This is a genomic window from Microbacterium oxydans (assembly GCF_006540085.1).
Lineage (GTDB): Bacteria > Actinomycetota > Actinomycetes > Actinomycetales > Microbacteriaceae > Microbacterium > Microbacterium oxydans.
In genome coordinates this window covers 16856-42957 of the sequence record NZ_BJOG01000011.1, presented here as the reverse complement: position 1 = coordinate 42957, position 26102 = coordinate 16856, and the positions used below count along the sequence as shown (strand labels likewise).

At 65.4% G+C, this 26102-nt stretch carries 30 protein-coding genes; 15 read left to right on the top strand and 15 right to left on the bottom strand.

Annotated features, from left to right (window positions below; genetic code table 11):
* Nucleotides 1–31 precede the first annotated feature (31 nt).
* From MOX01_RS18790 to MOX01_RS18765, 6 genes are read right to left on the bottom strand one after another with little or no spacing between them, the layout of a single operon-like run.
* Entirely contained in the window at nucleotides 32–502 is a 471-nt protein-coding gene (locus MOX01_RS18790; protein ID WP_141371120.1) for a hypothetical protein, read from the bottom strand.
* On the bottom strand, nucleotides 499–1056 hold the full coding sequence (locus MOX01_RS18785; protein WP_141371118.1) for a hypothetical protein: 558 nt from the start codon (nucleotides 1054–1056) through the stop codon (nucleotides 499–501). The genes MOX01_RS18790 and MOX01_RS18785 overlap by 4 nt, the downstream gene beginning before the upstream one ends.
* Complete coding sequence (locus tag MOX01_RS18780; protein ID WP_141371116.1) at nucleotides 1053–1745, bottom strand: hypothetical protein; 693 nt, start codon at nucleotides 1743–1745, stop codon at nucleotides 1053–1055. The genes MOX01_RS18785 and MOX01_RS18780 overlap by 4 nt, the downstream gene beginning before the upstream one ends.
* Nucleotides 1746–1750: 5 nt before the next feature.
* Nucleotides 1751–1969, bottom strand: coding sequence for a hypothetical protein (locus MOX01_RS18775; protein WP_141371114.1), 219 nt, complete (start codon nucleotides 1967–1969; stop codon nucleotides 1751–1753).
* Nucleotides 1970–1971: 2 nt separating this feature from the next.
* Nucleotides 1972–2730: a hypothetical protein gene (locus tag MOX01_RS18770; protein WP_141371112.1), complete on the bottom strand. Its 759-nt coding sequence runs from the start codon at nucleotides 2728–2730 to the stop codon at nucleotides 1972–1974.
* Nucleotides 2723–3001, bottom strand: coding sequence for a hypothetical protein (locus tag MOX01_RS18765; RefSeq protein ID WP_141371110.1), 279 nt, complete (start codon nucleotides 2999–3001; stop codon nucleotides 2723–2725). The genes MOX01_RS18770 and MOX01_RS18765 overlap by 8 nt, the downstream gene beginning before the upstream one ends.
* 246 nt (nucleotides 3002–3247) lie before the next feature.
* On the opposite strand from MOX01_RS18765, the gene MOX01_RS18760 reads away from it, so the two are divergent.
* On the top strand, nucleotides 3248–3880 hold the full coding sequence (locus tag MOX01_RS18760) for an SOS response-associated peptidase (protein WP_230977993.1): 633 nt from the start codon (nucleotides 3248–3250) through the stop codon (nucleotides 3878–3880).
* A 156-nt stretch (nucleotides 3881–4036) separates the two neighbouring features.
* On the opposite strand, the gene MOX01_RS18755 is transcribed toward MOX01_RS18760, so the two are convergent.
* The 9 genes from MOX01_RS18755 to MOX01_RS18715 form a co-directional block, all read right to left on the bottom strand.
* Entirely contained in the window at nucleotides 4037–6157 is a 2121-nt protein-coding gene (locus MOX01_RS18755; RefSeq protein WP_141371108.1) for a hypothetical protein, read from the bottom strand.
* A gap of 370 nt (nucleotides 6158–6527) precedes the next feature.
* Entirely contained in the window at nucleotides 6528–7091 is a 564-nt protein-coding gene (locus tag MOX01_RS18750; RefSeq protein ID WP_141371106.1) for a hypothetical protein, read from the bottom strand.
* Between the two features lie 121 nt (nucleotides 7092–7212).
* Nucleotides 7213–8382 (bottom strand): M23 family metallopeptidase, encoded by a 1170-nt coding sequence (locus MOX01_RS18745; protein WP_141371104.1) that lies wholly within the window; start codon nucleotides 8380–8382, stop codon nucleotides 7213–7215.
* 1 nt (nucleotide 8383) lies between these two features.
* Nucleotides 8384–10417: a hypothetical protein gene (locus MOX01_RS18740; RefSeq protein WP_141371102.1), complete on the bottom strand. Its 2034-nt coding sequence runs from the start codon at nucleotides 10415–10417 to the stop codon at nucleotides 8384–8386.
* Nucleotides 10414–12963 carry an ATP-binding protein gene (locus tag MOX01_RS18735; protein WP_141371100.1) on the bottom strand — a complete coding sequence of 850 codons (2550 nt, stop codon included), beginning with the start codon at nucleotides 12961–12963 and terminating at the stop codon, nucleotides 10414–10416. The genes MOX01_RS18740 and MOX01_RS18735 overlap by 4 nt, the downstream gene beginning before the upstream one ends.
* Nucleotides 12964–12983: 20 nt before the next feature.
* Complete coding sequence (locus MOX01_RS18730) at nucleotides 12984–13562, bottom strand: hypothetical protein (RefSeq protein WP_141371098.1); 579 nt, start codon at nucleotides 13560–13562, stop codon at nucleotides 12984–12986.
* Nucleotides 13563–13589: 27 nt separating this feature from the next.
* Nucleotides 13590–13823 (bottom strand): hypothetical protein, encoded by a 234-nt coding sequence (locus MOX01_RS18725; RefSeq protein WP_141371096.1) that lies wholly within the window; start codon nucleotides 13821–13823, stop codon nucleotides 13590–13592.
* Nucleotides 13824–13833: 10 nt separating this feature from the next.
* A complete protein-coding gene (locus MOX01_RS18720; protein ID WP_170289823.1) occupies nucleotides 13834–14748 on the bottom strand; it encodes a conjugal transfer protein in 915 nt (304 codons plus the stop codon).
* Between the two features lie 107 nt (nucleotides 14749–14855).
* Entirely contained in the window at nucleotides 14856–15086 is a 231-nt protein-coding gene (locus tag MOX01_RS18715; protein WP_141371092.1) for a hypothetical protein, read from the bottom strand.
* A gap of 269 nt (nucleotides 15087–15355) precedes the next feature.
* Here MOX01_RS18715 and MOX01_RS18710 point away from each other — a divergent pair, with 269 nt between their 5' ends.
* The 14 genes from MOX01_RS18710 to MOX01_RS18645 all read left to right on the top strand — a co-directional run bounded on the left by MOX01_RS18710 (nucleotide 15356) and on the right by MOX01_RS18645 (nucleotide 26088).
* A complete protein-coding gene (locus tag MOX01_RS18710) occupies nucleotides 15356–16132 on the top strand; it encodes a hypothetical protein (RefSeq protein ID WP_141371090.1) in 777 nt (258 codons plus the stop codon).
* A gap of 477 nt (nucleotides 16133–16609) precedes the next feature.
* Nucleotides 16610–17581: a ParA family protein gene (locus tag MOX01_RS18705; protein WP_141371088.1), complete on the top strand. Its 972-nt coding sequence runs from the start codon at nucleotides 16610–16612 to the stop codon at nucleotides 17579–17581.
* Nucleotides 17578–18237, top strand: coding sequence for a hypothetical protein (locus tag MOX01_RS18700; RefSeq protein ID WP_141371086.1), 660 nt, complete (start codon nucleotides 17578–17580; stop codon nucleotides 18235–18237). The genes MOX01_RS18705 and MOX01_RS18700 overlap by 4 nt, the downstream gene beginning before the upstream one ends.
* Before the next feature lie 27 nt (nucleotides 18238–18264).
* Nucleotides 18265–18954: an SAF domain-containing protein gene (locus MOX01_RS18695; RefSeq protein WP_141371085.1), complete on the top strand. Its 690-nt coding sequence runs from the start codon at nucleotides 18265–18267 to the stop codon at nucleotides 18952–18954.
* Between the two features lie 3 nt (nucleotides 18955–18957).
* A complete protein-coding gene (locus MOX01_RS18690) occupies nucleotides 18958–19758 on the top strand; it encodes a CpaE/TadZ family protein (RefSeq protein WP_141371083.1) in 801 nt (266 codons plus the stop codon).
* Nucleotides 19755–21326 carry a TadA family conjugal transfer-associated ATPase gene (locus MOX01_RS18685; protein ID WP_141371081.1) on the top strand — a complete coding sequence of 524 codons (1572 nt, stop codon included), beginning with the start codon at nucleotides 19755–19757 and terminating at the stop codon, nucleotides 21324–21326. Before MOX01_RS18690 ends, MOX01_RS18685 begins: the two co-directional genes overlap by 4 nt.
* Nucleotides 21323–22204 carry a type II secretion system F family protein gene (locus MOX01_RS18680; protein WP_141371079.1) on the top strand — a complete coding sequence of 294 codons (882 nt, stop codon included), beginning with the start codon at nucleotides 21323–21325 and terminating at the stop codon, nucleotides 22202–22204. Before MOX01_RS18685 ends, MOX01_RS18680 begins: the two co-directional genes overlap by 4 nt.
* A gap of 3 nt (nucleotides 22205–22207) precedes the next feature.
* Complete coding sequence (locus MOX01_RS18675; RefSeq protein WP_141371077.1) at nucleotides 22208–23089, top strand: type II secretion system F family protein; 882 nt, start codon at nucleotides 22208–22210, stop codon at nucleotides 23087–23089.
* 64 nt (nucleotides 23090–23153) lie between these two features.
* Entirely contained in the window at nucleotides 23154–23360 is a 207-nt protein-coding gene (locus MOX01_RS18670; RefSeq protein ID WP_141371075.1) for a hypothetical protein, read from the top strand.
* A gap of 2 nt (nucleotides 23361–23362) precedes the next feature.
* Nucleotides 23363–23776 (top strand): TadE/TadG family type IV pilus assembly protein, encoded by a 414-nt coding sequence (locus MOX01_RS18665; RefSeq protein ID WP_141371073.1) that lies wholly within the window; start codon nucleotides 23363–23365, stop codon nucleotides 23774–23776.
* Nucleotides 23773–24216 carry a TadE/TadG family type IV pilus assembly protein gene (locus MOX01_RS18660; RefSeq protein WP_141371071.1) on the top strand — a complete coding sequence of 148 codons (444 nt, stop codon included), beginning with the start codon at nucleotides 23773–23775 and terminating at the stop codon, nucleotides 24214–24216. The genes MOX01_RS18665 and MOX01_RS18660 overlap by 4 nt, the downstream gene beginning before the upstream one ends.
* Nucleotides 24216–24635, top strand: a complete 420-nt coding sequence (locus MOX01_RS18655) for a hypothetical protein (protein ID WP_141371069.1) — start codon at nucleotides 24216–24218, stop codon at nucleotides 24633–24635. The genes MOX01_RS18660 and MOX01_RS18655 overlap by 1 nt, the downstream gene beginning before the upstream one ends.
* Before the next feature lie 11 nt (nucleotides 24636–24646).
* Nucleotides 24647–25261 (top strand): hypothetical protein, encoded by a 615-nt coding sequence (locus MOX01_RS18650; RefSeq protein ID WP_141371067.1) that lies wholly within the window; start codon nucleotides 24647–24649, stop codon nucleotides 25259–25261.
* Nucleotides 25262–25656: 395 nt separating this feature from the next.
* Nucleotides 25657–26088 carry an ATP/GTP-binding protein gene (locus tag MOX01_RS18645; RefSeq protein ID WP_141371065.1) on the top strand — a complete coding sequence of 144 codons (432 nt, stop codon included), beginning with the start codon at nucleotides 25657–25659 and terminating at the stop codon, nucleotides 26086–26088.
* The last annotated feature ends 14 nt before the right edge of the window (nucleotides 26089–26102 follow it).

Sequence of the window (26102 nt, the reverse complement as noted above, 5' to 3'; positions counted from 1 at the left end):
CTCGTCCGTCGGCGTCGCTTCGGGGCTGTTGTCAGTCATGGCTATCAGCCCTCTCGTTTTCGATGACTGCTATCCACTCGGCCTTGGGGTCGACCTCGACCTCTCGCACTGTCTCTCCGCGGAACGCGCGGCCGAGCAGCTCGAGCCGCCTGTTGAGTGCGAGTGCTCCCCGCCCTGGTCGACCAATCACGAACGGGCTGGGGTTTTGCTGGAGTCGATCGATTCGGAGCATCTGCTGCACCACGAGCCGCTGGGCGCCGTCGAGGATCTCCTGGCCGTGATCGACGGTGCTCTCGCCGCTCTCGAGGTTGGCTGCCTCGGTGCGCAGAAGTGCGGCGAGGCCGAACAGTTCGGAGCTCGCGTCGACGTCGTCCGCAGCTGCCGCCCGGGCACCTTGCGTATCCGCCGAGCGGGCGAGATCGTTCATGACCTCGCAGAGGGAGGCGATGCGGCCGGTGGGGTCGGTGGGGGTTTCCATCAGTGAGTTCTCGATCGTCATCATCGTGGGTCGTTCAGATAGTCGGTGATCATGCGCTCGACGTCGTCCGCAGCGGGTCCGAGTACCTCGAGCCGGCTGCTGAAGTCGACGGCTCCCACGGCGCCCCGATCGTTCGAGCGATCGAGGACGAGTCCTACGATGCGCCCGGCGAGGTCGGACATGCGGCTGTGCAGTGGAAGGACCGTGGGGATCTCGTCGCCGGCAGTCCAGGGTTCGCTCTCGACACCAAAGGAGCGGGCGATCGCGCGCACTGTCGGGCAGTCGGTCGCAGAGCTCCAGTCGCAGCTGCGGCATCCAACGCCGTGGTATCGATCGCCGATGTAGGTGGGGGCGAATGTCTGCCGCCAGATCTGCCAGGGGCGGTGCCAGTCCAGCACCTCGAGCAGCGCATCGAAGGAGCGCTCCTGGTCGCTGTCCCAGGCGGCGGTGCGAGCGTCAGTGATCTTCGCGATGAGGCGTTCCCGTGCGGGGCTCGCTGGCGCGGGGGTGTATCGGCCGGGAGCGGTGTCCTGGTAGATGCTGCCGACGATGAGGTTGCCCGCCAGCTGTCGAGTCATGAGGCGGTCTCCGCTGTTCCGCTCCGCGCGCTGTCGTTGACGCTGTCCGGGTCGAGCGTGTGGACGATCTCGTCGACGAGCGCGGCCGCGGATCGCTTGAGGCGATCGAGTTCCTGCCGGCGCGGTTCCGACAACGTCTCGTACCTCTCGAGGCCCTCGATCCGGTCGAGCATCCCGACACGGCGGTCCTCTTTCGCGGCGGCTTCCCAGAGCGCGACGGGGTCGTGGGTCGCGACGTAGTACCGATTCAGCACATCTGCGCTGCGGAAGATCGTCGAGTAGCGATGGCGCCCTCGAGTGACCTCACGGATGTACTGCGGCGCGGAGCCGTCACGGGTATCCGGAACAATCAGCCCGTTCCACATCGGGATGGTCTTCGGCTGGCTGAGGAACAGAAGAACCGCTGCGCCGAAGCTCCCGAGGAACCACACGGACGGCGTCTTGAGCATGAGGAGCAGGATGCCGAGACAGAGGAAGGCGACCGCGGCGAAGGGGATGATCAGCTGGAGGCGGCGACGCCAGCGCACCGAGCGAATGTAGGCGCGCAGGAGCGCAGTGGCGTCGTCGATCCTCTCTGGGTCGACAAGCTGACCTTCCGTGGGGTCGTCGATGGCCGCGACCCATGCCTCCATCCGCGCGCCCTCGAGCGGATTCCTCGGGGTGGGGAGCAGATTGGTTGAGCGATGCATGGTGATCACTTCTCCTGCACGGCGATGATCTCGGCGACGGCGGCGCGGACCTTGGCGATGTTCGCGTCGGTCGGCTCGAGGCCGTCGTCGACGAGGCCGTCGCGGATCTCGTCATCGCTCGGGATCTTGCCGTTGATCTGCTGGACGGCGACGATCGCGACCGCGATGTCGGTGATCGGGTCGTCGGTGTTGCCGAGGCCCAGGTGCTTCAGTTCGTTCGTCATGATCAGTTCCCTTCGATCTGTGCGGCGATGCGTTCGCGGCCGCCGCTGTTGGTCACGTTCACCGAGCCGCCCATCTGGGGGTCGTAGAACGCGGCCTGCTGGTGTTCTTGGCAGAGTCGTCGAGCTTCCTCGGCCGACTCGACGCGGATGGAGACGTCCAGGGATACAACCCCAGTGTCGGGGTCATGCCAGGCGCCTTCGTAGTGGCCATCCCGGGTGAGGAGATCCGCGTTGTCGCGAGCGAACCCACGCACGTCGCGGAAGCTGAGGTCGTCGGCGGGGATCGGGCGCTCCCGGTCCGGGTAGGGAGATACGAAGAAACCCATGCCGACCTCACGCCCGGTGCGTGGGTCGCGCGTGTATCCGCCGTCGGGGTGCCGCAGTCGGCGGAGCGCCTTCGCCACGTCCAGATTCTCCTCCTCCGTCGATAGACCCTTGGCTCGTGCGAGCGCGCGTTTCTGAGCGATGCGCGTCGCGCGGCCGACATAGAGCCGGGTACGCAGCTCGTCGACGGCGGCAGAATCGGGGTCTGAGCTTGTGCGGATCTCGTTCTGCAGATCCCGTTGCCCGCGCGGGGAGGAGTCGTAGGCAGCGAGCTTGGCGGCATAGTTCCGCTGCGCCTGGTCTGCCCGCCGGCGTGAGTTGTGGTCGTCGGGGAACCGCTCGAGCTCGGCCTCGGCTGCGCCAAGGCGGTGGGCGGCCGACTTCAGCTCTTGCGCGGTGTGAGCGCTGCAGCGAGGTCCGGGCTTCGGGTCACACACGACGGGTTTCCTTCTGCTTCTTCCGGATACCGGTAACGATCAACGCGAGGGCCGTGATCACCACGGCGGCCGCGATCACCAAGCGCCAGATGTCGAGGCCGGCCCCGTCCCACAGCTGCAGGACGACGCTCTCCCCCGTCACGAAGACACCGTTACTGATTGCCCATGCGCGTACGGGCTCCAGGATGAGGGCCGTCGGAGCGAGGAACAGCATCCCCATACCGATCATCATCAGGAGGAGCGGGTCCTCTTCGGTGCTGTTGTTCGCCATCGTTTTCTCCTTCACGTCGAGTTCTGCCTGCCATGGGTGCCGGGAGCGATCGAACTCGGACAACATTCATCTGTCTTTTTTCTCATGTAGGAGACTAGCTCCTATATGTAAATTAGACAAGATCGTCTATCCCGTGTCGGACGCCGGGGCTATCCTGCGAGACATGTGCGGCCGCTATGCGCTCTCAGATTCCGTGAATGAACAGATCACCGAGTTCGTCACCGAGACGGGGCGGCGCCCCGAGGAGTGGTCCCCCGACTGGGAATCCAGCTACAACATCGCCCGACCCAGGACATCCCGATCCTGCTCGACTCCGCCAAGACTGGGGAGCTCCGATTCGAGCGTGCTCGATGGTCGCTGGTGCCGTCCTGGTCGAAGGAGCTCAAACTGAAGTTCGCGACCCACAACGCGAAAGCCGAAGGCATCCTCGAGAAGACCACCTGGCGGAAACCCGTCCAATCACACCGGGCGATCATCCCCGCTCACGGATTCTTCGAATGGACGGGCGAGCGCGGGTCCAAACAGCCATGGTTCATCCATCACCCGGAGGGGCAGCTGCTCGGTTTCGCCGGCCTCTACAGCTGGTGGGTCGATCGAACGGCGGCCGAGGATGATCCGAACCGATGGAAGCTCACCGCGACGATCCTCACATCGGATGCGGTCGAAACGCTCGAGGGGATCCACGACCGGAACCCCGTGATCCTCCCGCAGCACATGTGGCTGCACTGGATGGATCCGAGCATCGTCGGCACACAGGAGCTCGTCGACGAGGCGGTACGTGCGGGCGTTGCCGAGGCGTCCACCCTCACCTTCGACGAGGTCGCGCCGTTCAGGGTCAGCGACAACGGGCCGCAGCTGCTCGAACCTCTATCCCACTAAGGCGCCGGACGCCTCATCAGCCCGCCGCGCGGCGTGGCAATCGGCACAGGTGGCGCGACTCCAATCGGTGCTGATGCTGACGTCGCGACGACCGCAGGCAGCTCGCGCGCCGGCCATTGGTCCGTGCACGCGAGCTGCCTTGTCTGCCATGGCCGGCTATCGCCCCGGGCTGAGGAGGATGGTGACCTCGTCATCGTCTGGGCGTGACGACAGCCGTTCTTCGCCGGACTCTGTGGTGAACGAGATCCGCGTGTACCCGTCGTCATCTTCGTCAGCGTCGACCGCGTCGATGGTTGCGGTCAGGGTGTCCCCGTTGACGTCGACGAGGATCGTCATGCCTGGCTCGAGGTCGCTGACGGCGAGCTCGAAGCTCTGCAGCCCATCCCCGCTTTCGCTCTCCTGTTGTTCTTCGGAGAGTTCTGGGTCCGGCACGGCAGCAGTGGCCATCTCGGGAGTTGTCGGATCGAGCTTCTCGGGTTCGACGATGTACTCGTCGACGTCGACGGGCGGCTGGTAGTCCGCATCGTCCTTGAGCTTGATGCCGAGACCGTGGAGGATCTTGCGGTCGTGGTCCTGCAGGTTCTTCTCCAGTTTGGGAGTCCAGAAGATCTGCGCGTGCTCGGGCGTTACTCCCATGCCGATGGAGACCCAGGCGCGGCCGGCAACAGATTCGAGCCCTTCGGTGGCAGCCAAGGAGCCGAAGGTCATCATCGAGGTGGAGGCCTCGAGGTTGCGGAGGGCGATGCGGACCGCGAACTGTGAGCGGGAGCTGGTGCTCAGCCACGATGATGCTGCCTGCTGGCTCGCGAGGATGACGTGCACCCGGGCCTCGCGACCGAGGCGGAGAACCGAGCCGAGCATCCGCATGACGGGGTGCTTGGTACCGGACGGTGGCTTCTCGAGTCCGAACCGAGCGCACCAGTGCTCTTTCCCCTCCCCCGACTGCCACCAGTCGTTGAGGATCTCGTTGACCTCTTCACCCTCGTCGATCACGAGGATCAGGGGCGGGAGGACCTTGCGCAGATGCGGGCCGTACTTCTCGAGGAAGGCGTACCTCTCGTCCATCCGCTCCTTCACCGTGAGCAGCATCTCGGTGATGCCGACTTCACGGGTAGCCGCCTTGTGGGCGCCGGGGATGAGATCCAGGTCGAACAGACCCAGTCGCTTCGGGTCGATCGGGTAGATCTCGACCCCGCCGTAGTACTCCTCGAGTTTGTGGTGTTCCACATCGAGATCCGCGAGTGCGGCACGAAGCTCCGAGCGGAACAGTTGCCGCATCTTCTTCGAAATCGGCAGCTTCATCAGCAACGTCAGCAGCAGCACCGTCTTTCCACCACCGGTGCCGCCGACGATGAGCAGGTGCGGGATGGGGGCGTCGAGATCCCAGATGCACTCCCGGCCGCTACGGAACCGACCGAAGACGACCTTCATCGGATCCGCCTCGTTGCGCGGCGGGTTGGGGATCCGGTCCGCAAGCGGGGTGAGAGGCATCAACGTGCCCTTGCGATCGGCGATGTCGTAGACGCCGACGAGTGAGGAGTCATTCACGACCTCGCGGATCACCGAGGTGACGTTCTTCTGGATGTAGGCCTTCGACGCTCGCGCGGACTGCTTCGGTTGCCAGCCGAACTCGAGCTTGGTGATCGCCCCCTCGGCGTCGCGCTCGATCGTCGTCACCGTCGCGTCCGGTATCTCGGCACTGATGATCGTGCTGAGCTCGTCCTTCTCGGAGTCGGTCTCCTCCGGCTCGGTGTCGTCGACGACGAGGTCGACGATGCAGTTCCTCGAGTCATTCTTCGCCACTCGGTAGGGCACGCCCATCCGGTTGGAGACCTGCACGACGAGGGTGTCGAGGAAGTGCGGATCGGAGTCGATGACATCAGCGGGGTACGCGATCCGGAACAAGTAGGGGATGCCGATCCACACGGGGTGATCGCTGCGTTCGTCCTTCCGCCACCGTTTCGCCGTGACCAGGTCGCGTGTCGGTGCTGCCGTTCGGATGGCTGCGTTGATCGCCTCGATCGTCTTGTCGATCGATCGGCCCCGCTGCCACTTCCGGTGCCCGAGCGTGATGATCGCCGCGATCAGAAGTACTGCAACCGTGATGGCGAGTGCGACCTGGTCGGTGCGGCCGGTGAGACCGAGGAAGCCGACCAGGAGCAGGGTGAGCACCAGGACAACGGTGACGCGCTTCGGCCAGAGCATGGGGCGACGCGGCAGGGATCGGACTGCGACTTCCCCGACCACCTCCGGTTTCACGTCGATGCCAGATCGCATGCCTAATCCCTTCGCTACGGGCATGCATTTTTCATGCCTCTACGGGTCATAGGTGCTGTTCTGCGGCTGGATCGGACATGCCACCTTGTTTTTCAACTGGCAGCCCAACTTGCGCACACCTCGCACCCTCTTGACAAGGGTGATAGGCTTCCTGAGCACCGGAAGGATGAGGAGCGGAAGGAAGCCTAAACCCCCTTCTCACAGGGAATACCTACCCCGTATTCAAGGAATGCCTACCGGGTGCCTAGCTCCGTTCTCACGGCAGTTGTCAGTGATTCTCACCGACCTGTCGGGCCTCGTCCCGCATGATTCCGCGGAAGATCCACGACAACTCTCGTGAGACTTCTGACAACTCCGATGAGATCGGAGGCTACTCGGAGGATGCGGCGTCGGCGTCCCGAACTTCACGAGCTCGCTGCCACTGCGCCGAGAGCTTTTCTGACTGCCGGCGTGCAGCTGCAGGGTCTACCCCGCGGGCCGATTTAGGCGCCGGCGGGAACGGGTTGCCGGCGTTGAACTCGCGCTCGAGCTCCTCTGCTCGAGCGGGGATCCGCTCGGCCATGAGCGCCGAGACGGAGGCGTAGCCACCGCTCTCCTGGCGCGTCCACCACCAGGCGGCGAGTAGCCGCCGGTGCGGTGTCGTCGGGATGTAGTAGCTGTGCATGCGGTAGTCGGCATTATCGCCGGCCTTGCGTCCGCGGGCTCCGCGGGGTGCCGGCGGGAACGGCTGTCCATCGTTGAAGTCCTGCTCGAGGCGATTAGCTTCGGCGCATTCGATCTCGGAGATCAGGGCGCCCAGGGTGGGCACGGTCTGTGTCGCCCACCACGCGGCTTTGAGCCGCTCATGGTCGGACGTGCGGATCCAGAAGCCCTGTAGGCGGCTTTCGGGTGCGGCGTCGGGCGAGGCGGAGTCGGGGGCTCCAATGGCAGCCACGTCGAGATCTCTCCTCGGGGAAGTCTTGAAAATGCAAGACGACGAGACCGGAAATCCGCCGTTTTGTCTTTTTCTGTCGGGTGCGTTGAGTTTACCCGGCACCCCCTCCGAGCGCTTCCTATTATCCTTGCCCAGCCTCGAGGAGTTCGATTCCGAAGATCCGCATGAAGTCGACAGGGTGGACGAAGTTGGCCCAGTTGGGATCGCCGCCGACGTCCGCGACAGTCGGTAGCTGCGCAACCTGCGGGTTGGTGTTGCCGGTGACGTCAATACGGAGATCCAGGTGGCAACCGAAGCTGAGCCCCTGCTCAGAGCCACCGTTGCCGACGACGCCGATCTGCTGCCCCGCTTTGACCTGGTCGCCGACGTTCACGAGGTGGTCTTTCTCGTACATGTGCAGGTAGGACACCGTGAAGCCGTCCGGGTGTTTGATCGACAGCCAGAGGAAGTCGGACCGGGTCACGACTCCGTCCAGGACGGCGTAGACGGGCTTCTCGCAGGCTCCACCAGGGTTGACCAGGTCGACGGCCGCATGCCAGCGGCTCGCGTTGCCCTGACCGGCTCGAGGGCCGAAGCCGCTGGTCATCATGTAGGGAGGGTTCAGGGGGAGAGCGGCCTGACCGTTACCGCCACTGGGCTCGCACTCTCCACCGCCGCCGAGGGTGGTGGAGATGATCTCGGCCGCCCCGACCCAGGCCTCGTAACGGTCGGGGAATGCACTGACCTGGACGCGCTGGGCGGCGTCGCCAAGAGGCATGCTCTCCCAGTCTTTGATGTCGAGAAGTCCGCGCGGGCTGCCGCCATTCGGTCCCTCGGGGCCGCCGAAGAACGCGCGCGCCGAGTAGCGGACGTCCATGAGCTCCGCGACGGTGCCCCACCCGGAGGAGGGGCGCTGCTGGAAGATGTTGACGGAGTCGTGGTCACTGCCCACGGCCTGGTGCGGGTACTCGAGGCTCTCGGGAACGCTGCTGTTGGCGTACATCTTCAGCTTCGACTCGACGAGCGTCGTGATGAGGGCGATCTTGACGCCCGTGGCGGGGATCTTCTGCTCGGCGGCGACCTCGATGATGACGCGGGCGTTGGCCAGCTGCTCGGGTCCGAGCGTAACGCTCTGGCCTGTCGAGCTCGTCACCTCGAGCGTCTGCACGCTGGAATCGACGGCGGCGCAGCTCTGACCGTTCCCTCCCCCTGTCGCCACCGCGATGAACAGCGTCGCGACGATAGCTATCACCGCAAGTGCAGGCGCGATGACGAACAGGGCGGGGACGACGAGCAGCGATTTCCAGTTCATCTCAGCGGACACTGCTCCGGTTGGCCGCGAGCCGGGCGCGGAGATCCTGCGATGCGGAGAGCCTCATCGCGGGACGACTGGCGGGCAGCCGGTACGTCGGCGACGTCGACGGGCGATCGACCGACGGGCGCACGACGATCCCTGCGCCAGATTCGCTCAGACGGATGCGCCGCGGTGCGGAGGGCGCAGAGGGCTCGGTGGGTGCGGGAACAGCTTTGGGAGCCGTAGAGGCCCCCTGCAGGGCCTGTGAGCCCGCATTCGCTGCCTTCGTGACCGACTTCTTGACGGCGGCCGAGCCGACCTCCTTCGCAGCCGCGACAGCGACGCCAAGCACACCTCCGGGAAGCCCGCGGGCAATCCTGACGAGAGCGCCGAGGGAGGGACCCTTGCTCGGCTTCCTCGGTGCGCGCGTGCCCGTGGGGCCGTCGCCGTCGCCGGGAGGCGTGGCTGCAGGTTCCGGTGCGGGGGGCTCCGACTGTCCGCTAGTGAGAATGTCGGTCGACGGCAGCGCCCTCGGCGTCGCGAAGTTGTTGGTGACGGCTGTGGCGGGGAGGGTGTTCTTGGCTGCCTGGACTCGGGCGACGCCGTTGATCGCGGCGGTGGCGAGCGAGCCTCCGACAACGGCGGCCGCCATGCGCTGCTTCGGGGAGGCTTTCCCGCCTCGAACGCCCATGCGCGACAGTTGCTCAGCCAGGGTCCGGCCCGCGCGTTTGGCGCTGACCTTCGCGCGGATCAGCATGAACACGATGACGATCACCATCATGTTGAGGAACCCCATCTGGACCATGAGAGGGATGCCGGCGTTCGCGATCGCCTTCACGACTTCGCTGGTGAACTTGAGCGCACCGGCGAGGCCGACGGTGAGGAACACCAGGCTCGAGATCCCGATGACAGTGTCAGCGAGGGAGCGCCACAGGGCGCTGCGGTTGATCGGGAGGATGCCGATGAGGACATGCCACATCGTCTTGAGAGCGGACCAGAGACCGCCGATCACCGAGAGCATGAACAGCAGCAGGATTGTGACGGGGAGGAAGAACATGCTCGTCGAGCCGTTCATCACCACGACCATGCCGATCACGGAGAGGAAGTTCGGGTTCTCGTTGAAGCTCTTCGCCTCGGGGTCGCAGGCGCGGACGTCGTCGCGGACGTCGTCGATGGTGATCGCGCCCTCGTAGGGGACCCAGAGGAACCCGGCCTTCTCCTCAGTGCCGCCCTTCATCTTCTCGTTGTAGATCGCTTCGCAGTCGCCAGTGAGGGTGTGACCGAAGCTCAACACCTGGGCGGGGTTTCGTACGTACAGGTCGGCGAGCTGGCCGGTGATCACCGTCTGCAGGGTCTCGCTCGGGTCGGCGTCGATCTGGGTGGTGTCGTCGGTGACGACGATCACGGCCATCTGTCCGCCGTACTTCATCGCGGTGTCGAGGAATCCGCCGTCCTTGGTGATGTTCGTGACGGGGTTCGCAAGGAATCCGACCGCAAGACAGGCGCAGACGACACTGATCAGGATCTCGCCGGCGCCCTTCCCGATGCGGCCGAGCATGATGTACAGCATCCCGATACCGCCGGCGATCGGGAGAGCGAACGAGACCCAGTTGATCTGACCGAAGACCCGCTCCATGGTCTCGGAGATCAGCACGAACGGCGTTGCGATCCACTCGACCCATTGAAACGAGATGACCCAGTCGAAGAGCCAGAGCATCCACGAGACGATGAAGATGTGGGTTGCCCAGAGGAAGTCGAGCGGGCCTGTGACGAGGAGCTTGCCGTCGAACCCATTGCCGCGGTCGAGGGGCAGCTGCACGTACTGGGCGATCGGGATGCCGGCGCTGTCCTTGACCGCGATCCCCGGGAGGAGCTGGATGGGCGAGTCCTCGGCGGCGAAGGCGATCGTCGGCCATCCGATCATGAACGACGTCAGGATGATGGTCGCGAGGATCCGGAACGGCACCGGGTGGCGGTGCGCCCAGATCCGGACCGCCCAGAACGGACGAACGATCGCCTCGTCGATGGTGCGTGCATAGAACCCAAACATCATGCGACCTTCCTCGCCGGCGGAGTGGAGAGCACCGCGGCGCGACGGTGAGGACGCTCCGGCAGCGACTTCTGCCACTTGCCGATCCGGCCCTGCTGGTCGCGCATGAACGATTCGCCCTCGCGGCCCGGGAGCACCATGGAATCGGCGCCGACGGGAGACAGCTCGGTGACCTCGCGGACCAGGCCGAGGTTGACGTCCTCGTCCTCCTTCATGCCGGTCATCCACTTCACGTTCTGGAACGCCACGGACTCGTCGGTCTGGCGCATGTTGTAGCGGATGCGGAGCAGGCCGCGGGCGCTGCCGAAGTCGGTATCCTCCTGCGATCCCAACCCGACGCGGGCACGGTGCTTGCGGCCGTCCTTGACCCAAATCTTCACGTCTCGGGCGCCCTCGGGGGAGCTGGTGACGGCGTAGCACTCGTCGATGTAGGCGGTGGCGAGGTCGTCGTCGTCTTGGAAGCAGATCGAGCGGGAGACGCCGATGAGCATCGCGTTGAGGGCACGGCCGACGATCTTCTCGAGGTCCATCTCCTCGAAGAGGTGCTTGTTGAACAGTTCGCTCTGATCGGGGACCGTCAGGCCTGCCGTGAGGAAGACGATCGCTCGAGCGTCGACATCCATTGCCGGCAGCCCGCCGTTGAACAGGACCTCGCCGAGGTCCTTCGTCGAGACCAGGCGGATCGAGTTGGACAGCTCCTTGGTTTCGGGGCTGTTGAACTGCTCGATGTGTGCTGCGAGAGCGGGCAGGCTGGTGATGTTCTGCGCCGCGAGGTACTCCTTCTCGAGGATCCTCGAGAGCATGAGACCCCGCTCGTCGCGAGGGGCGATGCCGAGCATCGTGGTGAACAGGGACTGGACCATCCGCGCACCGCGACGAGGCCCGAACATCCGCAGCGGGTCGACGGACCACTCAGGACGCATGAGGTCGACGACCGCGGTGCGGTCTGGCTCCAGACTGCGGGCGAAGTGCGCATACTCGCGCTTTTCGGTGCGGTCGAACGCGATCACGCGGCCGAGCATGTCCAGGGTGTCCCCCATGTCGCACTTCATCAGCACGCTCTTGCCGCTGCCGAGCTCGCCGGTCACACCGAAGCTCGAGGACATGTTGTGGACGATGGCGCCGTCCGGGTCGCTGAGCACGGGTGTGGGGCGGCCGCCAGAGATGTTGACGCCGATGCGGGCGCCCTTCGGGTCGCCGAGCTCGAAACCGACGAGAGGCACTCCCGAGGCGAACATCCGCCCGGAGGTGATGTGAGAGACCTCGCGGATGATGCGTGTCGTCGGGGCGCCGGGGATCCCTGCCCACCAGAACTCTTCCTGCTCGCCGAGGTCGTGGGTGATGGTGAAGTCGGTACCGGCATACGCATCCGCGACGATCTGCGCCTTGGCAAGAGCGACCTCCGGGCTGGGGCCTCCGCTGACGAAGAAGATCGCGGCTTCGACCTCGACCTCGCGCTCGCTGTTGTTGAGCTCGGCGATGTACGCGCCCAGGTTTTCCAGGCTCTCGTCGAGGTCGGCGCGCCCGCCCGTGAGACTGTTGGCGGTCTGCTGCTGGTCGTACTGGTCGCCGAGGGTCTGCTCGGCCTTCTTGTTGCGGTGGCGTACATCTCGGGCGGATTTGATGGTGAGGCGCTGGATCCAGTCGACGTCGATCGGCAGCTGGTCGACGAAACTCATCCACTCGACACCAGGCGACTCCCACCCGCCCTTGGGGGCGCCGGCCAGGCGCTGCAGCACCTGGTACGAGGGCTCGAAACCGGCATCCGACTGCACCTTGAGGTAGCGGCGCTTGAACGGGACGCGACGCTTCCAGCGCGCAACGTCGGACTGTCCACCTTCGTCGAACGTGCACCCGGGGATCGCTGCGGGAAGAGTGAACTCCGAGCGCTCCCGCTCCCCCAGCAGATCGCGCTTGCTTCCGGCGGGCGTGGGGGGCGTCGGCACCGTGTCCGCGGCGAGACCGCGCTGCTGGCTGTGCAGGTTGACCCACACCATCTCGGCCGGGCTGGAAGGGGTCGGGTTGAACGCCGCCGGGATCCGCTTCTCGATCTGCCGGGCCGCCTCGAGTGCACGGTCGACCATCGGGGACGGGGGCAGCCGGCGAGGCAGGGCGAACGTGTTGCGTCCCTTCGCCTCCGCGGCGAACAGAGAGAGCTGGGCGAGATCCCAGATGCCCTCGGCCGCGAGAGGGACCGCGAGCCAGAACGCGCGGGTACCGAGAGGGATCTGCTCGAGCGCATCGAGGGTGAGTTCCGCCTCCTCCTTCCACTCTGTGGCCCGCTCGAGGTCGATGCCGTCGATCATCCGCTGGACGATCTCGACCGGGTCGATCTCTGCCGTCAGCCCCAGGAGCAGGGCCTCCCCGCGCAGTTGCTGGTAGAAGGCCTGGTGGAAGCCCTTGACGGCCAGCTGCTCTTTGAACGAGGCGTAGGGGTAGATGACCTGACGTCCGCCGATCTTCGCCGGCTGCAGGCGCCACATCGCCCAGACAACGCCGGAGCGGGTCCACATCAGGTTCTTCGTCAGGGCGATCGCCGGGTGGTGCATGAGTCAGTCCTTCTCTCGGTCTACTTCGCTCGGGTCTGCTGGAGCAGACGCTCCACGCCGGTGACGGCGCGCGGAGTTGCTGTAGCAGGGGTCGGTGTCGGTTCAGCTGCAGGAGCAGCCACAGGTGCGGGCACCGGCGTAGCTGCCGGTGTGGCGGCCGGTTCCACCGGCACGTCGACGAGCTGCTCGAGCTCGTCGGTCGACCAGTCGATGGCGGCGTCGCTGCGAACCCGGTGAGGGACGCGAATGGTGACCTTGCGGCCGTTTCGGCGGCCCTGAACGGGACTGCCGATCGCGTGCATCGCCGACATTCCGACAGTGAGGACGTTCCGGTTCTGTGTGGGGATCCGTCCCGACAGCAGGCCCAGGCCGATGGCAACGGCCGCGGCGACGGGGATGTCGATGATGAAGCTGCCGAATGACCACATCGGCTTCGTCAGCAGCGCCACCGCGGCGGCGAGGATCAACACGATCCCCTGCAGCAGCGTGTACGGGCCACCCCAGATCCTCGTACCGTCCGGCAGCTTCCCCAGCATCTTGGGGAACTTGCGCGCGGCCGTGAAGAACCGGGCGGTCTCCGGTGCGAGATTCTTGTCCATCACTCCCCCGTTGTCGGTTGCGTGCGATCAGCCGTTGTTGGGCAGGAGAGGTGCGACGGCGTCCTTGATGCCCTCGATGCCGCCCCAGATGATGACCAGGAGGATCGCGGCGAGGAACGCTGCGGCGATGACCTTCGTGAGCGTGTATCCGCCACGGCTGGGGAGCCACACGGCGAGAACGGTGACCACGAGGGACATGACGGTGCGGAACGCCGTGAGAGCTTCCGCAGACGTGGTGTTGATCCAATCGAAGAGGTTCATTTCGGTGTCCTTACTGCTCGGTGTCGCCGGTCGGCGACGGGGTTGGAGTGATTTCGGTGGTGGTGGTGCTGCTGGCGGTCGAGAACAGCGGCGCCGGGTCGACGGACTGCACTTCCCAGCGGCCCGCACGGACGGTGAGGGTGAGTGCGTATGTCGACGACAGGGCGCGGGAATCGACGTTGGCCGCGCGGATCGTTGCGAGGACGTGGATCTCGGTGCCATCCGCGGGCTCGCCCTCGGTCTTCGTGTCCGTGCGCAGCTCCACCGGCTCGAGCTGCACGAACAGCGCTGGCGAGACGGCGCTGATGTCGGAATCCGGGGAGATGAATCGGGTGATGTCGCCGGCGCCCGTCAGGTACGCGGTGAGGAACTCCATGACCGTGGCGCCGGCGGCGTCTGCGGTGGTCAGTTGCTGCCCGTATCCCAGTCCGGGAAGTGACGGACTCGACGGCTGCGCGATCGGCGTCGGCAGCGTCGCGGCCTTGAAGCCCTGGTCGGCCACCAGCACGGGAACCTGGAAGTAGCGACGTGCCCAGATCTCGCTGGCGTCGCCGTCCTTGTCGTAGGAGGTCTCTTTCACGCTGACCGAGACGACGACGGTGGCGATGTCGTCGACGGCAGTGATGGAAGCCACGGCGGGATCCCGGTAGGTCCAGGGTTCTTCGGACAGGCCAGCCTCGAACGTCGACCGGTCGATGTAGCTCTCCAAGTCCCCGGGAGCGTTGCGGGTGGCGGACAACCAGGACGTCGTGAAGGCGAGGGCGTACTCGCCGGCGGCCTGGTGCTCCACGCTCAGTCCTTCAGTCCCGGTGCTCTGCGCGGGTGCGGCGACGGGGCGCCCTTGCGCTGCGCACGAGTTCAGAAGCGCGAGAGGTCCGCTGACCACACAGAACGCGAGAGCGACGGTGCCGATGGTGGTAGCCATCGACCGTCCTTTGGTGTGGCCGCTCCCCCGCGCCTCGCGTTGCTTCTTCACGCGCTCCGGCTTCGGCTCTGGAGCCGGCTTCTCAGCGTTCTTCTTGAAGATCGACATCAGTCCTTCTCCCCCGGCAGACGGAGCTGGATGACGCGGCTGGCGGACTCGTTCGCCGCTCCCAGCCGCGCGGGCTCCAGCGCCCTCCGCATTCGTTCCTGCGCCATCGGATCCAGAGGACGGTCGTGGAGATCAGGGATCGCCGAAGTGATCTCGTCCATCGCTCGCAGAGCGCGTGCGGCATCACGCACGAAATCCTCGGGAAACTCCTCCGCCACCGCTCCGCTCACTGCCCTGTCCCTTCCTCAAGCGCATCAGCGCCCGGTTGGGTCGCTGTCGCACACCATGGGTCGGCTTCTGAGGCGAGATCGGACAAGCGGAGTTTTGTCTTTTTCAGATAGCAGACATAACTAGCCGCTCATCTGGGAAATTCAAGACTCATTCGAGTGGCTTGACGGCTGCTGCAGCGAGGTGAGCTCGCGTCTGGGTAAGGGTTCGGGCAAGACCTCGTGAGGAACGTCGCTCGTGTCCATGTACCCCGACACGAGAGGCCGAACTCATGTCTTCCACCGCACTCCAGACCCCAGGGCTGCTCACCCAGCTGCGCTCCGAATGGCTGCGCACCGGCACCGAGACGATCGTTCTCGGCGACGCCGAGTACACCGCCGACGAGCTGCTCACCCTCCTTCACGCACTGACCGGTCCTGCACAGGACGAGCTGCTCCACCAGCTGCTGGTCGCGGGCCACGAAGGCAACCTGCTCGCCGAGCGAATCGTCCTGCAACGTCTCCTCCCCAAGGCCGTCCACCTCGCCCGGAGCTGCGCTTCGCTTCGTGACATCAAGGGACGGGACAACACGTCGCAGGATGCGGTCGCGATCGCCATCGGAGCGGTCTGGGAAGAGATCCGGGTCTACCCGCTGCACCTCACCAGCAGCATCCACGCCAACATCGGCCTGAACGCCCTGAACAAGATCACCAAGATCACCGCCGGCGAGTCCGTCATCCTCGAACCGGAGATCATCCAGGAGTCGGTCGAGAGCACCCAGGCGATCAAGCACACCGATGAGTGGGACCCGGAGTCTTGGGCGACCGACAACGCCCGAGCCGTCGAAGATCTCGCCTTCGTGCTGCGGTGGGCCATCGACACTCAGACCCTCTCCCCCGCCGAGGTTCGCCTCCTGGCTCGTTATGACCTCGGCAGCCTCGAGGACCGTGAAGACCTCGCCGACGAACTCGACATCAAGCGCGACAGCCTCAACCGTCGCGCCCACCGCATCCGTTGCACCCTCGTCGAAGCGATCCAGACGCACATCCGAGAGAACGGCGGCTGGTAGGTCGCACGATCTCCAGCTCTCACCAGCCAACGCCCCCTGGACGGCCCCAGGGGGCGTTTTCTCGCCCACTCGCGCCACCGGCACCCGGCCGACGGTCCTCGTGCAGGAGAATGGCCACCGAAGGCCTCCCCTGTCCAGGTAGCAAGTTGCGCTCCCGGGGTCTCCCCCACCCCATGCCGACTCTCGATAATCAGTAGGCATGGCATAGGCACCCCGTAGGCATTCATCTACTTGCCGACAGGCTGCATAGTCAATGCCTAACGACTGCCTACATGCATGCTGGTCGGTATCTGCTTGTTGCTAACTTGCGTACGGCTGGCAGGATGCTTGTTGATTCTGTGCATCACATAGGCAACCAGATTGCTAGTAGATTCATCGCGATTTGTTGCAAAGTTGCTTCCATATAGCAGTCATCAGGAGTACACTTGGCGGCATGCAGCAAACACATGTGTCATCTATGCCCTGCCGGTGGTCGTCATGCTGACAGCCACTGAGAGGGCCACGTTGAAGCGAGTTCTCGCCATCAGCAACAGGAAGGGCGGCGTCGGAAAGACGAGCTGCACTTCGAACGTTGGTGGAGTTCTCGCGCAGGCCGGGTATCGGGTACTCGGCATGGACCTCGACCCCCAAGGGCACCTCGGTGTTGAGCTGGGCTACAAGGGCACCGACGTCGACGACGGGGGAGCGGGTCTCTTCCAGGCGCTCATCCTCGACCAGGAGCTGAAGCCGGTGAAGAACGTGCGGCCCGGGTTCGACGTCATCCCCGGCGGCCCTCAGACTTCACTCCTGGTGGACTCTCTCCTCGGTAAGGCCATGCGCGGGGAAGACCCGTCCTACCTGCTCGCGAAGAAGCTGGCGGAGATCGCGGGCAACTACGACGTGATCCTGATCGACTGCCCCCCAGGGGAGAACCACCTGCTGACACAGGCCTTCGTCGCCGCGCGCTGGGTACTCATCCCGACCGCCCCAGACAACGGCAGCATCAACGGCCTCGTTGAACTCGCCCAGAAGGTGATCGCCACCCGGCCACTGAACCCGACGATCATGCCGCTCGGTGCGGTCTTGTTCGCGATCGACTCCCGCGCCGTCGCGATGAAGGCACGCAAGGCCGAACAGATCCGTACCGTCATGGGCGACGTCGCCCCAGTGTTCACCTCGGTCATCCGCTACAGCCAGACCGCCGGCGTCGATGCTCGGGACCGCGGCCAGCTCATCATCGAGCTCGCGGCAGACGCCGAGCAGCAGAAGGCCCAGCGCATCAACTGGGCGCGAATGCTCAAGGCAAGAAAGGCGGGGGAGGACGTCGACGAGACCATCCTCGAGGAGACCGCCAAGAAGAAGGGGCCCCGGTTGAGCGAGTCCGCTGCCGGTCTGGCCAACGACTACCTCAGCCTGACGGGCGAGATCATCCACGCTCTCGCCGAGAACGAGAAGGAGCAGGTGAAATGAGCCCGGAAACCAAGCTGACTCCGAACGCCTTCGCCGGTCTACTTGCCCCGGTGGAGTCTCCTGCCCCTGTGGCGCCTGCTCTCGACGACACGCCCGCAGCAGTGGATAAGCAGGTTGTCGCAGAGGAGCCTCAGCCTGCGCAGGAGACGGCACCCAAGAAGCCGCGCAGCAAGAAGAAGACCGACCCGGAGGCTGCGGCGTCACAGCCCGTGGTTGAGGTCGAGGCACCGGCGAGGACCCCGAAGTCTGAACCGGCGACCAGCGGGGGAGAGGCGTCGACTGGCGCCAACCCGTACCACCCGATCAACATCTCACTGCCGCTGAGCATCAACGAGCGCTACGAGGCGTACAAGCAGACCTCGGGATCTTCGCACCCTGAAATCCTCTTCGACGCGATCGACGCCACCGCCGAGCAGCTGCCCGACCTGATCCGCGCGAAGTACGGCGAGGTGAAGGCCACCAGCCTGTTCAACCGCCCGAACCGGACGATGAAGACGTTTGCGCCGGAAGAGAAGTCGAAGACGTTCATCGTGCGTGTCCGTGAGGACAACGCGAACATCCTCGAGGATCTGTGGCGTCAGCTCGGCGCCCCGAACAGGAACGCGATGATCGTCGTCGCCTATGACGAGTTCCTACCGAAGACCGAAGCCAACTAACTACCAACCAGGGGGGGACCCGGGATCATGACAACGACAGCACCGGAGACCGAAAACAAGAAGCGTCGCGGCAGCAAGAAGGCCGACACGAGCGCCGAAGCTACGCCGGGACTCCCGCCGACCAGGTCGCGGCGGCGTCCCGGCGTGATAGCCGCGGGTGCGGCACTCGTCATCGTCGGTGCGCTGGGCAGCTGGTTCTACATCAGCAACGCCCGGCACACCGAGACGGTCTTCGTCACCTCGACCGACATCACCAGGGGCGAGAAGATCGAGCAGGGCGACCTGACGACGATCGAGCTCGCCGCCGGCCAGAAAACGGATGCCATCCCGGTCGACCAGTCCGGGGACATCCTCGGCCAGACCGCGACGGTGGATCTTCCTGCCGGTTCGCTCATCACGCCCGGAGCCTTCAACGCGCGGATCGAGGTGGGTGAGGATCAGTCGGTCGTCGGGTTCACGCTCAGCGGTCCTCAGATGCCGTCGACGCCGCTGACAGCCGGCGACAAGATCCGCATCGTCGAAACTCCCGTCGCACAGGGAGACCCGCCCGCCGAGACTCCGAAGACGTTCCCGGCGACTGTGTTCACGGTCACCCAGGACCTCGACAAGGGCGTCTGGGTCGTCAACGTGATCGTCCCCAAAGACGAAGCCGCAGCCCTCGCTGCTCGCGCGACGACCGGGCGTGTGGCACTGATCCTCGATGGCGGAGGGGAGTAACCCATGGCGGTCATCGCTCTGGCGAGCTTCTCCGGCGCCCCCGGAGTCACCACCACGGCGCTCGCTCTGACCTTCGCCTGGCACCGTCCGGCGATCCTCGTCGAGGCGGATACCGCGAAGACCTCGAGCGTGCTGCTCGGCTATCTTCGCGGTCAGCAGCCTCACGCGAAGGGCATGACGCAGCTGGCGATCGCGCAGCAGAACGGCACACTCACCGCAGACGAGATCTCGGAACAGCGCATCCCGTTGACGGAGGAGCGCGACGTGATCCTCGGTTTCACGAACGTGTCGGCCGGGCAGGGGATGAACTCACTCTGGGGGAGCCTCGGTACGGTCCTCAGCACCCTCGACAGCGCCGGCACCGACGTCATCGTCGATCTCGGCCGACTCGCGGCGCGTGACCCTCGGATCCCGCTCCTGCAGATCGCGGACAGCGTCCTCCTCGTCATGCACCCCTCACTGCCCGACATCTTCGCAACCGCAGCAGCCGCCTCTGAGCTGCGCGAGCAGCTCGCCGCCGCCGGCCATGGCGAGTACCTGGACCTCCTCCTCGTGGACACCCCGTTCGAGACGTGGAACCGCGCTGAGGTCTCCAAGCACCTGCGGGCCGAGGTCGCGGCGGAGATCAAGCACGACCCCCGCGCAGCTGCAACCTTCAGCATCGGACTCGAGCCGCCCAAGAAGTTCCTCAGCAGCGGATACATCCGTTCCATTCGCGCTGCACAGGCCACCATCACGCAGCGCATCGCACGGCGGCGAGAGCACCTCGGTGCCCGCCCGAGCCAGCAGGAGAGCGAAGCATGAGCACCCCGAACAACGACAACACCGGCGCCGAGTCGTTCCTCGATCTCCCCGCCTTCACCTCCCCAGACCCGGCAGCGATCCCCGGACTCCCGTCGACGCCACGATCCGGCCCGGCAGCACACCTCATCGCCGCGGCCGGGGCACCCGTCCAGCCCACCCGCCGGTCTCAGCCGAACACGGCCACACCGGCGTCGACTCCGGATGCTCCGGTCGTCGATGAGTACGTGATCGGCGAGCAGGTCGACTGGACGCTGCTGCGGACGCTTCGACGTGAGGTCGCCGAGCAGCTGCAGCGATCAATCACTGAACGGCCCGGCATGAACGAGGCAGACCAGCGCGCGATCGCGCAGGCTCACGCCCTCGATGTGATCAGAGACCGTATGGCCATGATCACGGCGGAGAACGGCGACAGCGGCGTGTGGACGCAAGAGCTGCAGCAGCGGATGGCAAAGGCCATTATCGATGGGCTCTACGGCCTCGGCCGTTTCCAGGTGCTCGTCGACGACGATCGCGTCGAGAACATCGACATCTACGGCTGCGACAACGTCTGGGTAAAGTACGCCGGCGGCAAGAAGGTCAAGGTCGCACAGATCACGCCGACCGATGAGGACCTGGTCGAAGAGATCCGGATGATCGCCACCCAACAGGGGGAGAGCGCCCGCCCCTGGTCCAGCGCACACCCGATTCTCTCGATGGATCTCCCCGGCGGCATCGGTCGCCTCGAGGCGACCCACCCTCCGATCGCGAAGCGCCCCAAGATCGTGATGCGCATCCACCGCTTCATCGACATCACCCTCGACGATCTGGTGCGTCAGGGATCCCTGACCATCGAAATGGCCAACCTCCTGAGAGCGATGATCCGTGCAGCCCGGTCCGTCGTCGTCTCCGGGCACCCCGCTGCGGGAAAGACCACCATGGTCCGTGCGCTCTCCAACGAGATCGACCCGCTCGAGGAGATCATCACGATCGAGAAGGAGCGCGAGCTCCACCTCGATCTCATGGGCGACCGACACCTCATCGTCACGCCGCTGCAGTACCGCCCGGGACTGGGAGAGCGCGCCGCAGACGGAAGCCAGCCTGGCGAGATCACCCTCGTCAACCTCCTCGAATCCGCGCTCCGACTCGACGCCCAGCGCATCATCGTCGGTGAGGTCCGCGGTGGCGAGGTCGACGCGATGTTCCAAGCCATGCAGGCCGGTATGGGCTCGCTCAGCACCCTTCACGCCGCATCCGCGAGCGACGCCATCGAACGCCTCGCCGACCTCGCCCTGAAGAGCCAAGGCAACGCCTCCACCGAATACGCCTACCGCCAGATCGCGCGACACATCGACTTCATCATCCAGGTCGCCAAGGTCCGACTTTCCGACGGCACGATCAAGCGAATGATCACCGAGATCTCCCAGGTCGCGCCCGTCGAGGGCTACCCCGTCGCGCACCCGATCTACGCCCTCGACAAGGCTCGCCGACAGATTCTCGTCGGCCGCGCCACCCAGGGCATGGACGAGGTGCTCTTCGAAGCCGGCCTCGATCGCGGGTTCTTCCACAACATCGAAGGAGCGGCAGCATGAGCCCCGCAGCGTTCCCGCTGATGGTCGGCCTGGCACTCCTCGGGCTACTCATCGTCCTCGTCGGCATCTTCCCCTCACCCGAGGACCGCAGCCGCGAGTTCCCGAAGAGGGTCAAGCGGGCCGTCTCACGAGGACGAAAGTTCTTCACCCGCCGGAACGTCATCGCCGGCGGCGCGGGCCTGGCCCTGGGCATCTTGCTGTGGATGGTCTCCGGGTGGACCGTGATGATCTTCGCCGGCCCGGTCTTCGCGATCCTTCTGCCCATCCTCATCGGCGGGAAGGTCGACAACGACGACATCGATAAGCTGCAGGCGCTCGAGACGTGGACGCGCAGCCTGTCCGGGATGATCTCCGGAGGCTCCATCGGTCTCGAATCCGCGCTGCAGACGTCGGTGAATTCGACCCCTCCGCCGATCCGCAAGGAAGTCGAACGCCTCGCCGCTCGACTCACCAGCCGGTGGCCGATCGAGGATGCTCTCAGCGCGTTCGGTGAGGACCTGCACGACGCCACGGGCGACCTGATCGTCGCGCAGCTGCTCCTCGCGGCGAAGCAGCGAGGAGCGGGCCTCGCCAGCGCCCTTGACGACCTGGCGGAGGATGTCTTCGACGAGGTCAAGAGCCGCCGTCAGATCGCAGCGGACCGCGTCAAGCCACAGCGCACCATCCAGGTCATCACCATGATCACGTTGGTGCTTCTCTGCGCGTTCCCGTTCCTGGGTCAGTCGACGTTCTTCGCCCCGTACAAGACCCCCCTCGGGCAGCTGCTGCTCGCCATGTGGATGGCTCTCTACGTCGCCGCACTGTTCTTCTTGCGACGTCTCACTCGGACCCGGCCCCTGCCGCGGATCCTCGCCAACCCCAACGCCGCGAGGAGCTGAACCATGTGGCAGATCATCCTCATCCCCGGCGCGCTGATCGGCGCCGGTCTCGCACTCGTGGTCGCAGCTCTCCTGCCGCGTCAGCCTCGCCTCTCCGCCGTCGCCGAAAGAATCGGATCGATCCCCACCCTCGAGGGGGACACTCGGGGCGACCTGGAAACGCGCGTGGGCTCATGGGTTCACCGGCGACTGCCCGACCTCCCGGGCTTCACGGTCCCCGTCCGAGATCTCGAGCTCGTCGGAACCCCGGTAAACCGGTACCTCTATCAGAAGACCCGGGACGCCCTGCTGCTGCTGATCGCGCCGAGCCTGCTGGCATTCGTGCTCAACATGGTCGGCGTCGGCGGTATCGCCCTCCCCATCTCGGTCCTGGGCCTGCCGCTCGCCGTCATCGGCTGGACGGGTGCAGACCGTGATCTGAGGAAGGCCTCCAAGGCAGCACGCGAAGAGTTCTCCCGCGGAATCGCGATCTACCTCGAGCTCGTCGCAGCCGAGCGCAAGCGCAACGCACCCCCCACCGTCGCGCTCACCAATGCGGCCGAGATCGGCAAGAGCTGGGTCTTCGTCCGGATCCGTGAGGAGCTCAACCGTGCGCGGTTCTCCGGCATCCCCGCCTGGGAAGCACTCAACCAGTTCTCCGAGAGCATCGGGGTCCCCGAGCTCGCTGAAGTCGCCCGGATCACCCGAACCGCGGACGAGAACGGATCTTCCATATATGAGACACTGAGGGCGACCGGAAAGGGGATGCGCGTGAAGGTACTCCAGGCCGAGATGTCCAAGGCAAACAAGATCAGCGACGACTTCACTTCGATCGGCGGCTGGACCGTCGCCATGGTGGTGCTCGGCATGCTCATGACCCCGTTCCTGATGAATCTCACGGGGTGATGTCCGATCAACCACGAAATCGCCACCTATGACTATCAACAGCACCGCAACGAAAGGCCGCACTATGAACCCAATCACCCGCGCAGCGATCTTCCTGCGCGTCTACTTCGACGGTCTCGTCGACGACATGAAAGGCCGGCGTGAGCAGGGCGACAGCCTCGTCACCTGGGTCCTCGTCATCATCGGCGTCATCGTCCTCGCCGGCATTGTCTACGGCATCGTGAGCGGCTGGTTCGAAGCCCGGCTCGCCGAAATCGTCGACCCGTTCTGAGCATGAACCTCTCCCGTCGCGTCACCGCGCTTCTCCACACTCTCCGCAAGAGGGTGTCGGGGGAGCGCGGTGACGGCAACGTGGAGTTCGTGCTCCTCTTCCCGCTGTTCGCCGGCATGGTCTTCGTGGCCATCCAAGGAGCGATCTGGTACGACGCCGGCAACGCAGCACAGTCGGCCGCGAATGTGGCACTCAACGAAGCCCGCCTCTACGAGGGCAACGTCTCCAACGCAACCTCCGTCGGCAACGACTACATCGACTCCCACGCCTCGAACCTCCTCGACGCGAGCGTGACGATCACCCGCAACGACACCGCCGTCACCGTCACCGTCACGGGCCGAACTAACTCGTTCTTCGACCTGTGGGGCGCCATCGAGCGCACAGCGACAGCCCCTGTCGAGAGGTGGATCGAATGAAGATCTGGATCCGCCGCATGATGCAGCGAGAGCAAGGCTCGACCGCAACCGAGATCGTGCTCGTCGCGCCGCTCTTCCTCATCCTCGTCCTGGCCCTAGTCGCCTTCGGTCGCATCGGCATGACCGAACTGTCGGTGAAGTCCTCCGCTGGCGCCGCAGCGCGTGAAGCATCCCTGTCCAGCACCTCCGAAGCCGCGCAGCTCAACGCCCGCAACATGGCCGAAGCCTCTCTCGCCAACGCCGGGGTGAACTGCACCAGCCTCTCGGTCACGATCGATAGCTCCGGCATCAACGCCCCGCTCGGGGTTGTCGGCACCGTGAGCGCCACCGTAACCTGCACACTCGACCTGTCCGACATCGCGCTCCCCGGGATCCCCGGAACGCGCGTGGTGACCGTCACCGAGCAATCGCCGGTTGACCCGTACAAGGAGCGCGAATAATGCGACAGCTGATCACCAAGCTCCGCCAGCGCGACCCCGAAGAAGGCGGGGTCATGGCGTTCTTCGTCCTCACCATCGCCCTCCTCATGGGCCTCGTCGGGGTCGTTATCGACAGCGCGATCTCGTACCACGGCAACGAGGATGCGCAATTCGTCGCCAGCTCTGCAGCTCGAGCAGGCACCAGCGCGATCGGCGCCGACGCCGTATCCCTCGGAACCTCCACCATGGATTCTGCTCGAGCAGAGCAAGTCGCTCTCGACTACCTTCGCGCCGCCGGCTACGAAGGCACCGCCACCGCACAGGGCGGCGAGATCACCGTCCGCGTCTGGTCCAACGTCCAGACCCGATTCATCAGCCTCTTCGGCGTCGAAACCCTCCCCGTCGAGGGCGAAGCCAACGCCACGTTGCTCACCCAATGAAGGAGATCCCCATGAAGGCCATCCGAACGATCGCCGGCATCACCGCCGCCGGCGTCCTCGCGCTCGGGCTCCTCACCGCGTGCACCCCCACCGCTGAGCCCACACCCAAGCCGACCGAATCGTCGACGAGCTCGCCGACTCCAACGCCGACGCAGACCGCGGCGACGGAACCTGCCAGCGACACCGACGCGATCGCCGCCGGGTACGCCACCGCTCAGGAGTACTTCCGCATCTGGGACGAGATCCGTAACGAACACCCTGAAGACGCTGCTCTCATCGACACCATCGCAGTTGACTCGGCAGCGGAAGCCGCCCGTCGCTCGATCGCCAGCGCCGCCGAGAAGTCCATCAAGTCCAAGGGGAACGTGAAGTTCACATTGCTCGAGGGACAGTCATACGCCGCACCCGCTCGCGCGAATGGCGTCACCGAGTCAGAGTTCGGACAGCCCATCCTCTACGGATGCCTCGACTACAGCGGCCTCACTGGAACCGACGCCAATGGGCAGGCGATCACGCCAGGTGCCCCGGTCAAGGTCGAGGTTGTCGCCCGTTTCGTGAAAGCCGAGAGCCGGTGGATCGTCATCAGCTACACGCAGGATCCGGGGAGCACAGAATGCGCAAAGTAATCAGGTCAGGCCTATTGGGCGCACTCGCCCTGATTCTGGTTGCCATCGGGTTTGCTCCGGCTGCCAACGCAGCGGGGTGCGCTCAGTACGACGAGTGGGGCCAGTGCATCATCGAGGTAGAGGTCCCTGGAGGTCCGGGTGGCGAAGATCCCGGCGATGGCGGCGGGGATGGCGGCGGGGAAGAGGGTCCCTGCTGGAAGCTCGTCGACCCGCAATCCCCGCCCCCTGCAGGCAAGGCAGAGGGCGAAGGCGCCTGGTATGAGCCATGCGATCCCGGGAGTGGTTTCTACGTGTCCCGATGGTTTGCCACTCCTCCGGACGGCGGAGGGATCACTCCCGCCCAGGCCGCTCGATTGATCTCAGCTCGGCTGAACGTCCAGGCGTTTGAAGTCGGGATGGCGCCGCAGGTGAATCCCGAGTGGGGGTACCGCCGCACGCATGTCGGTGTCCCGGTGTGGTTGTGGGTCGCGAACCCTAGCCCGACCACGTACAACGGCTACACGGTGAGCGAGACCGAGGGCGGGATCACGGTCACCGGTTCGGTTCGGGTGACGTCGATCCGGTGGGACATGGGCGACGGTGGCTCCGTCACTTGTGGCAACCCTGGAACTGCGTACACGCCCAGCGCCGGCGTCACCAACAGCCCGACGTGCGGCTATGAGTACACGCAGACAAGCGAGTCTCGTCCTGGCGATCGCTATCACGTCACGGCCACGAGCCAGTGGGTGTTCGAGTGGCAGGCAGGCGGACAGAGCGGGACCATCCCGCTGACGACCCAGAGCAACGCTGAGCTCGAGGTCAACGAGATGCAGTCAGTCAACAACTGAGAAGGAGCAGGATC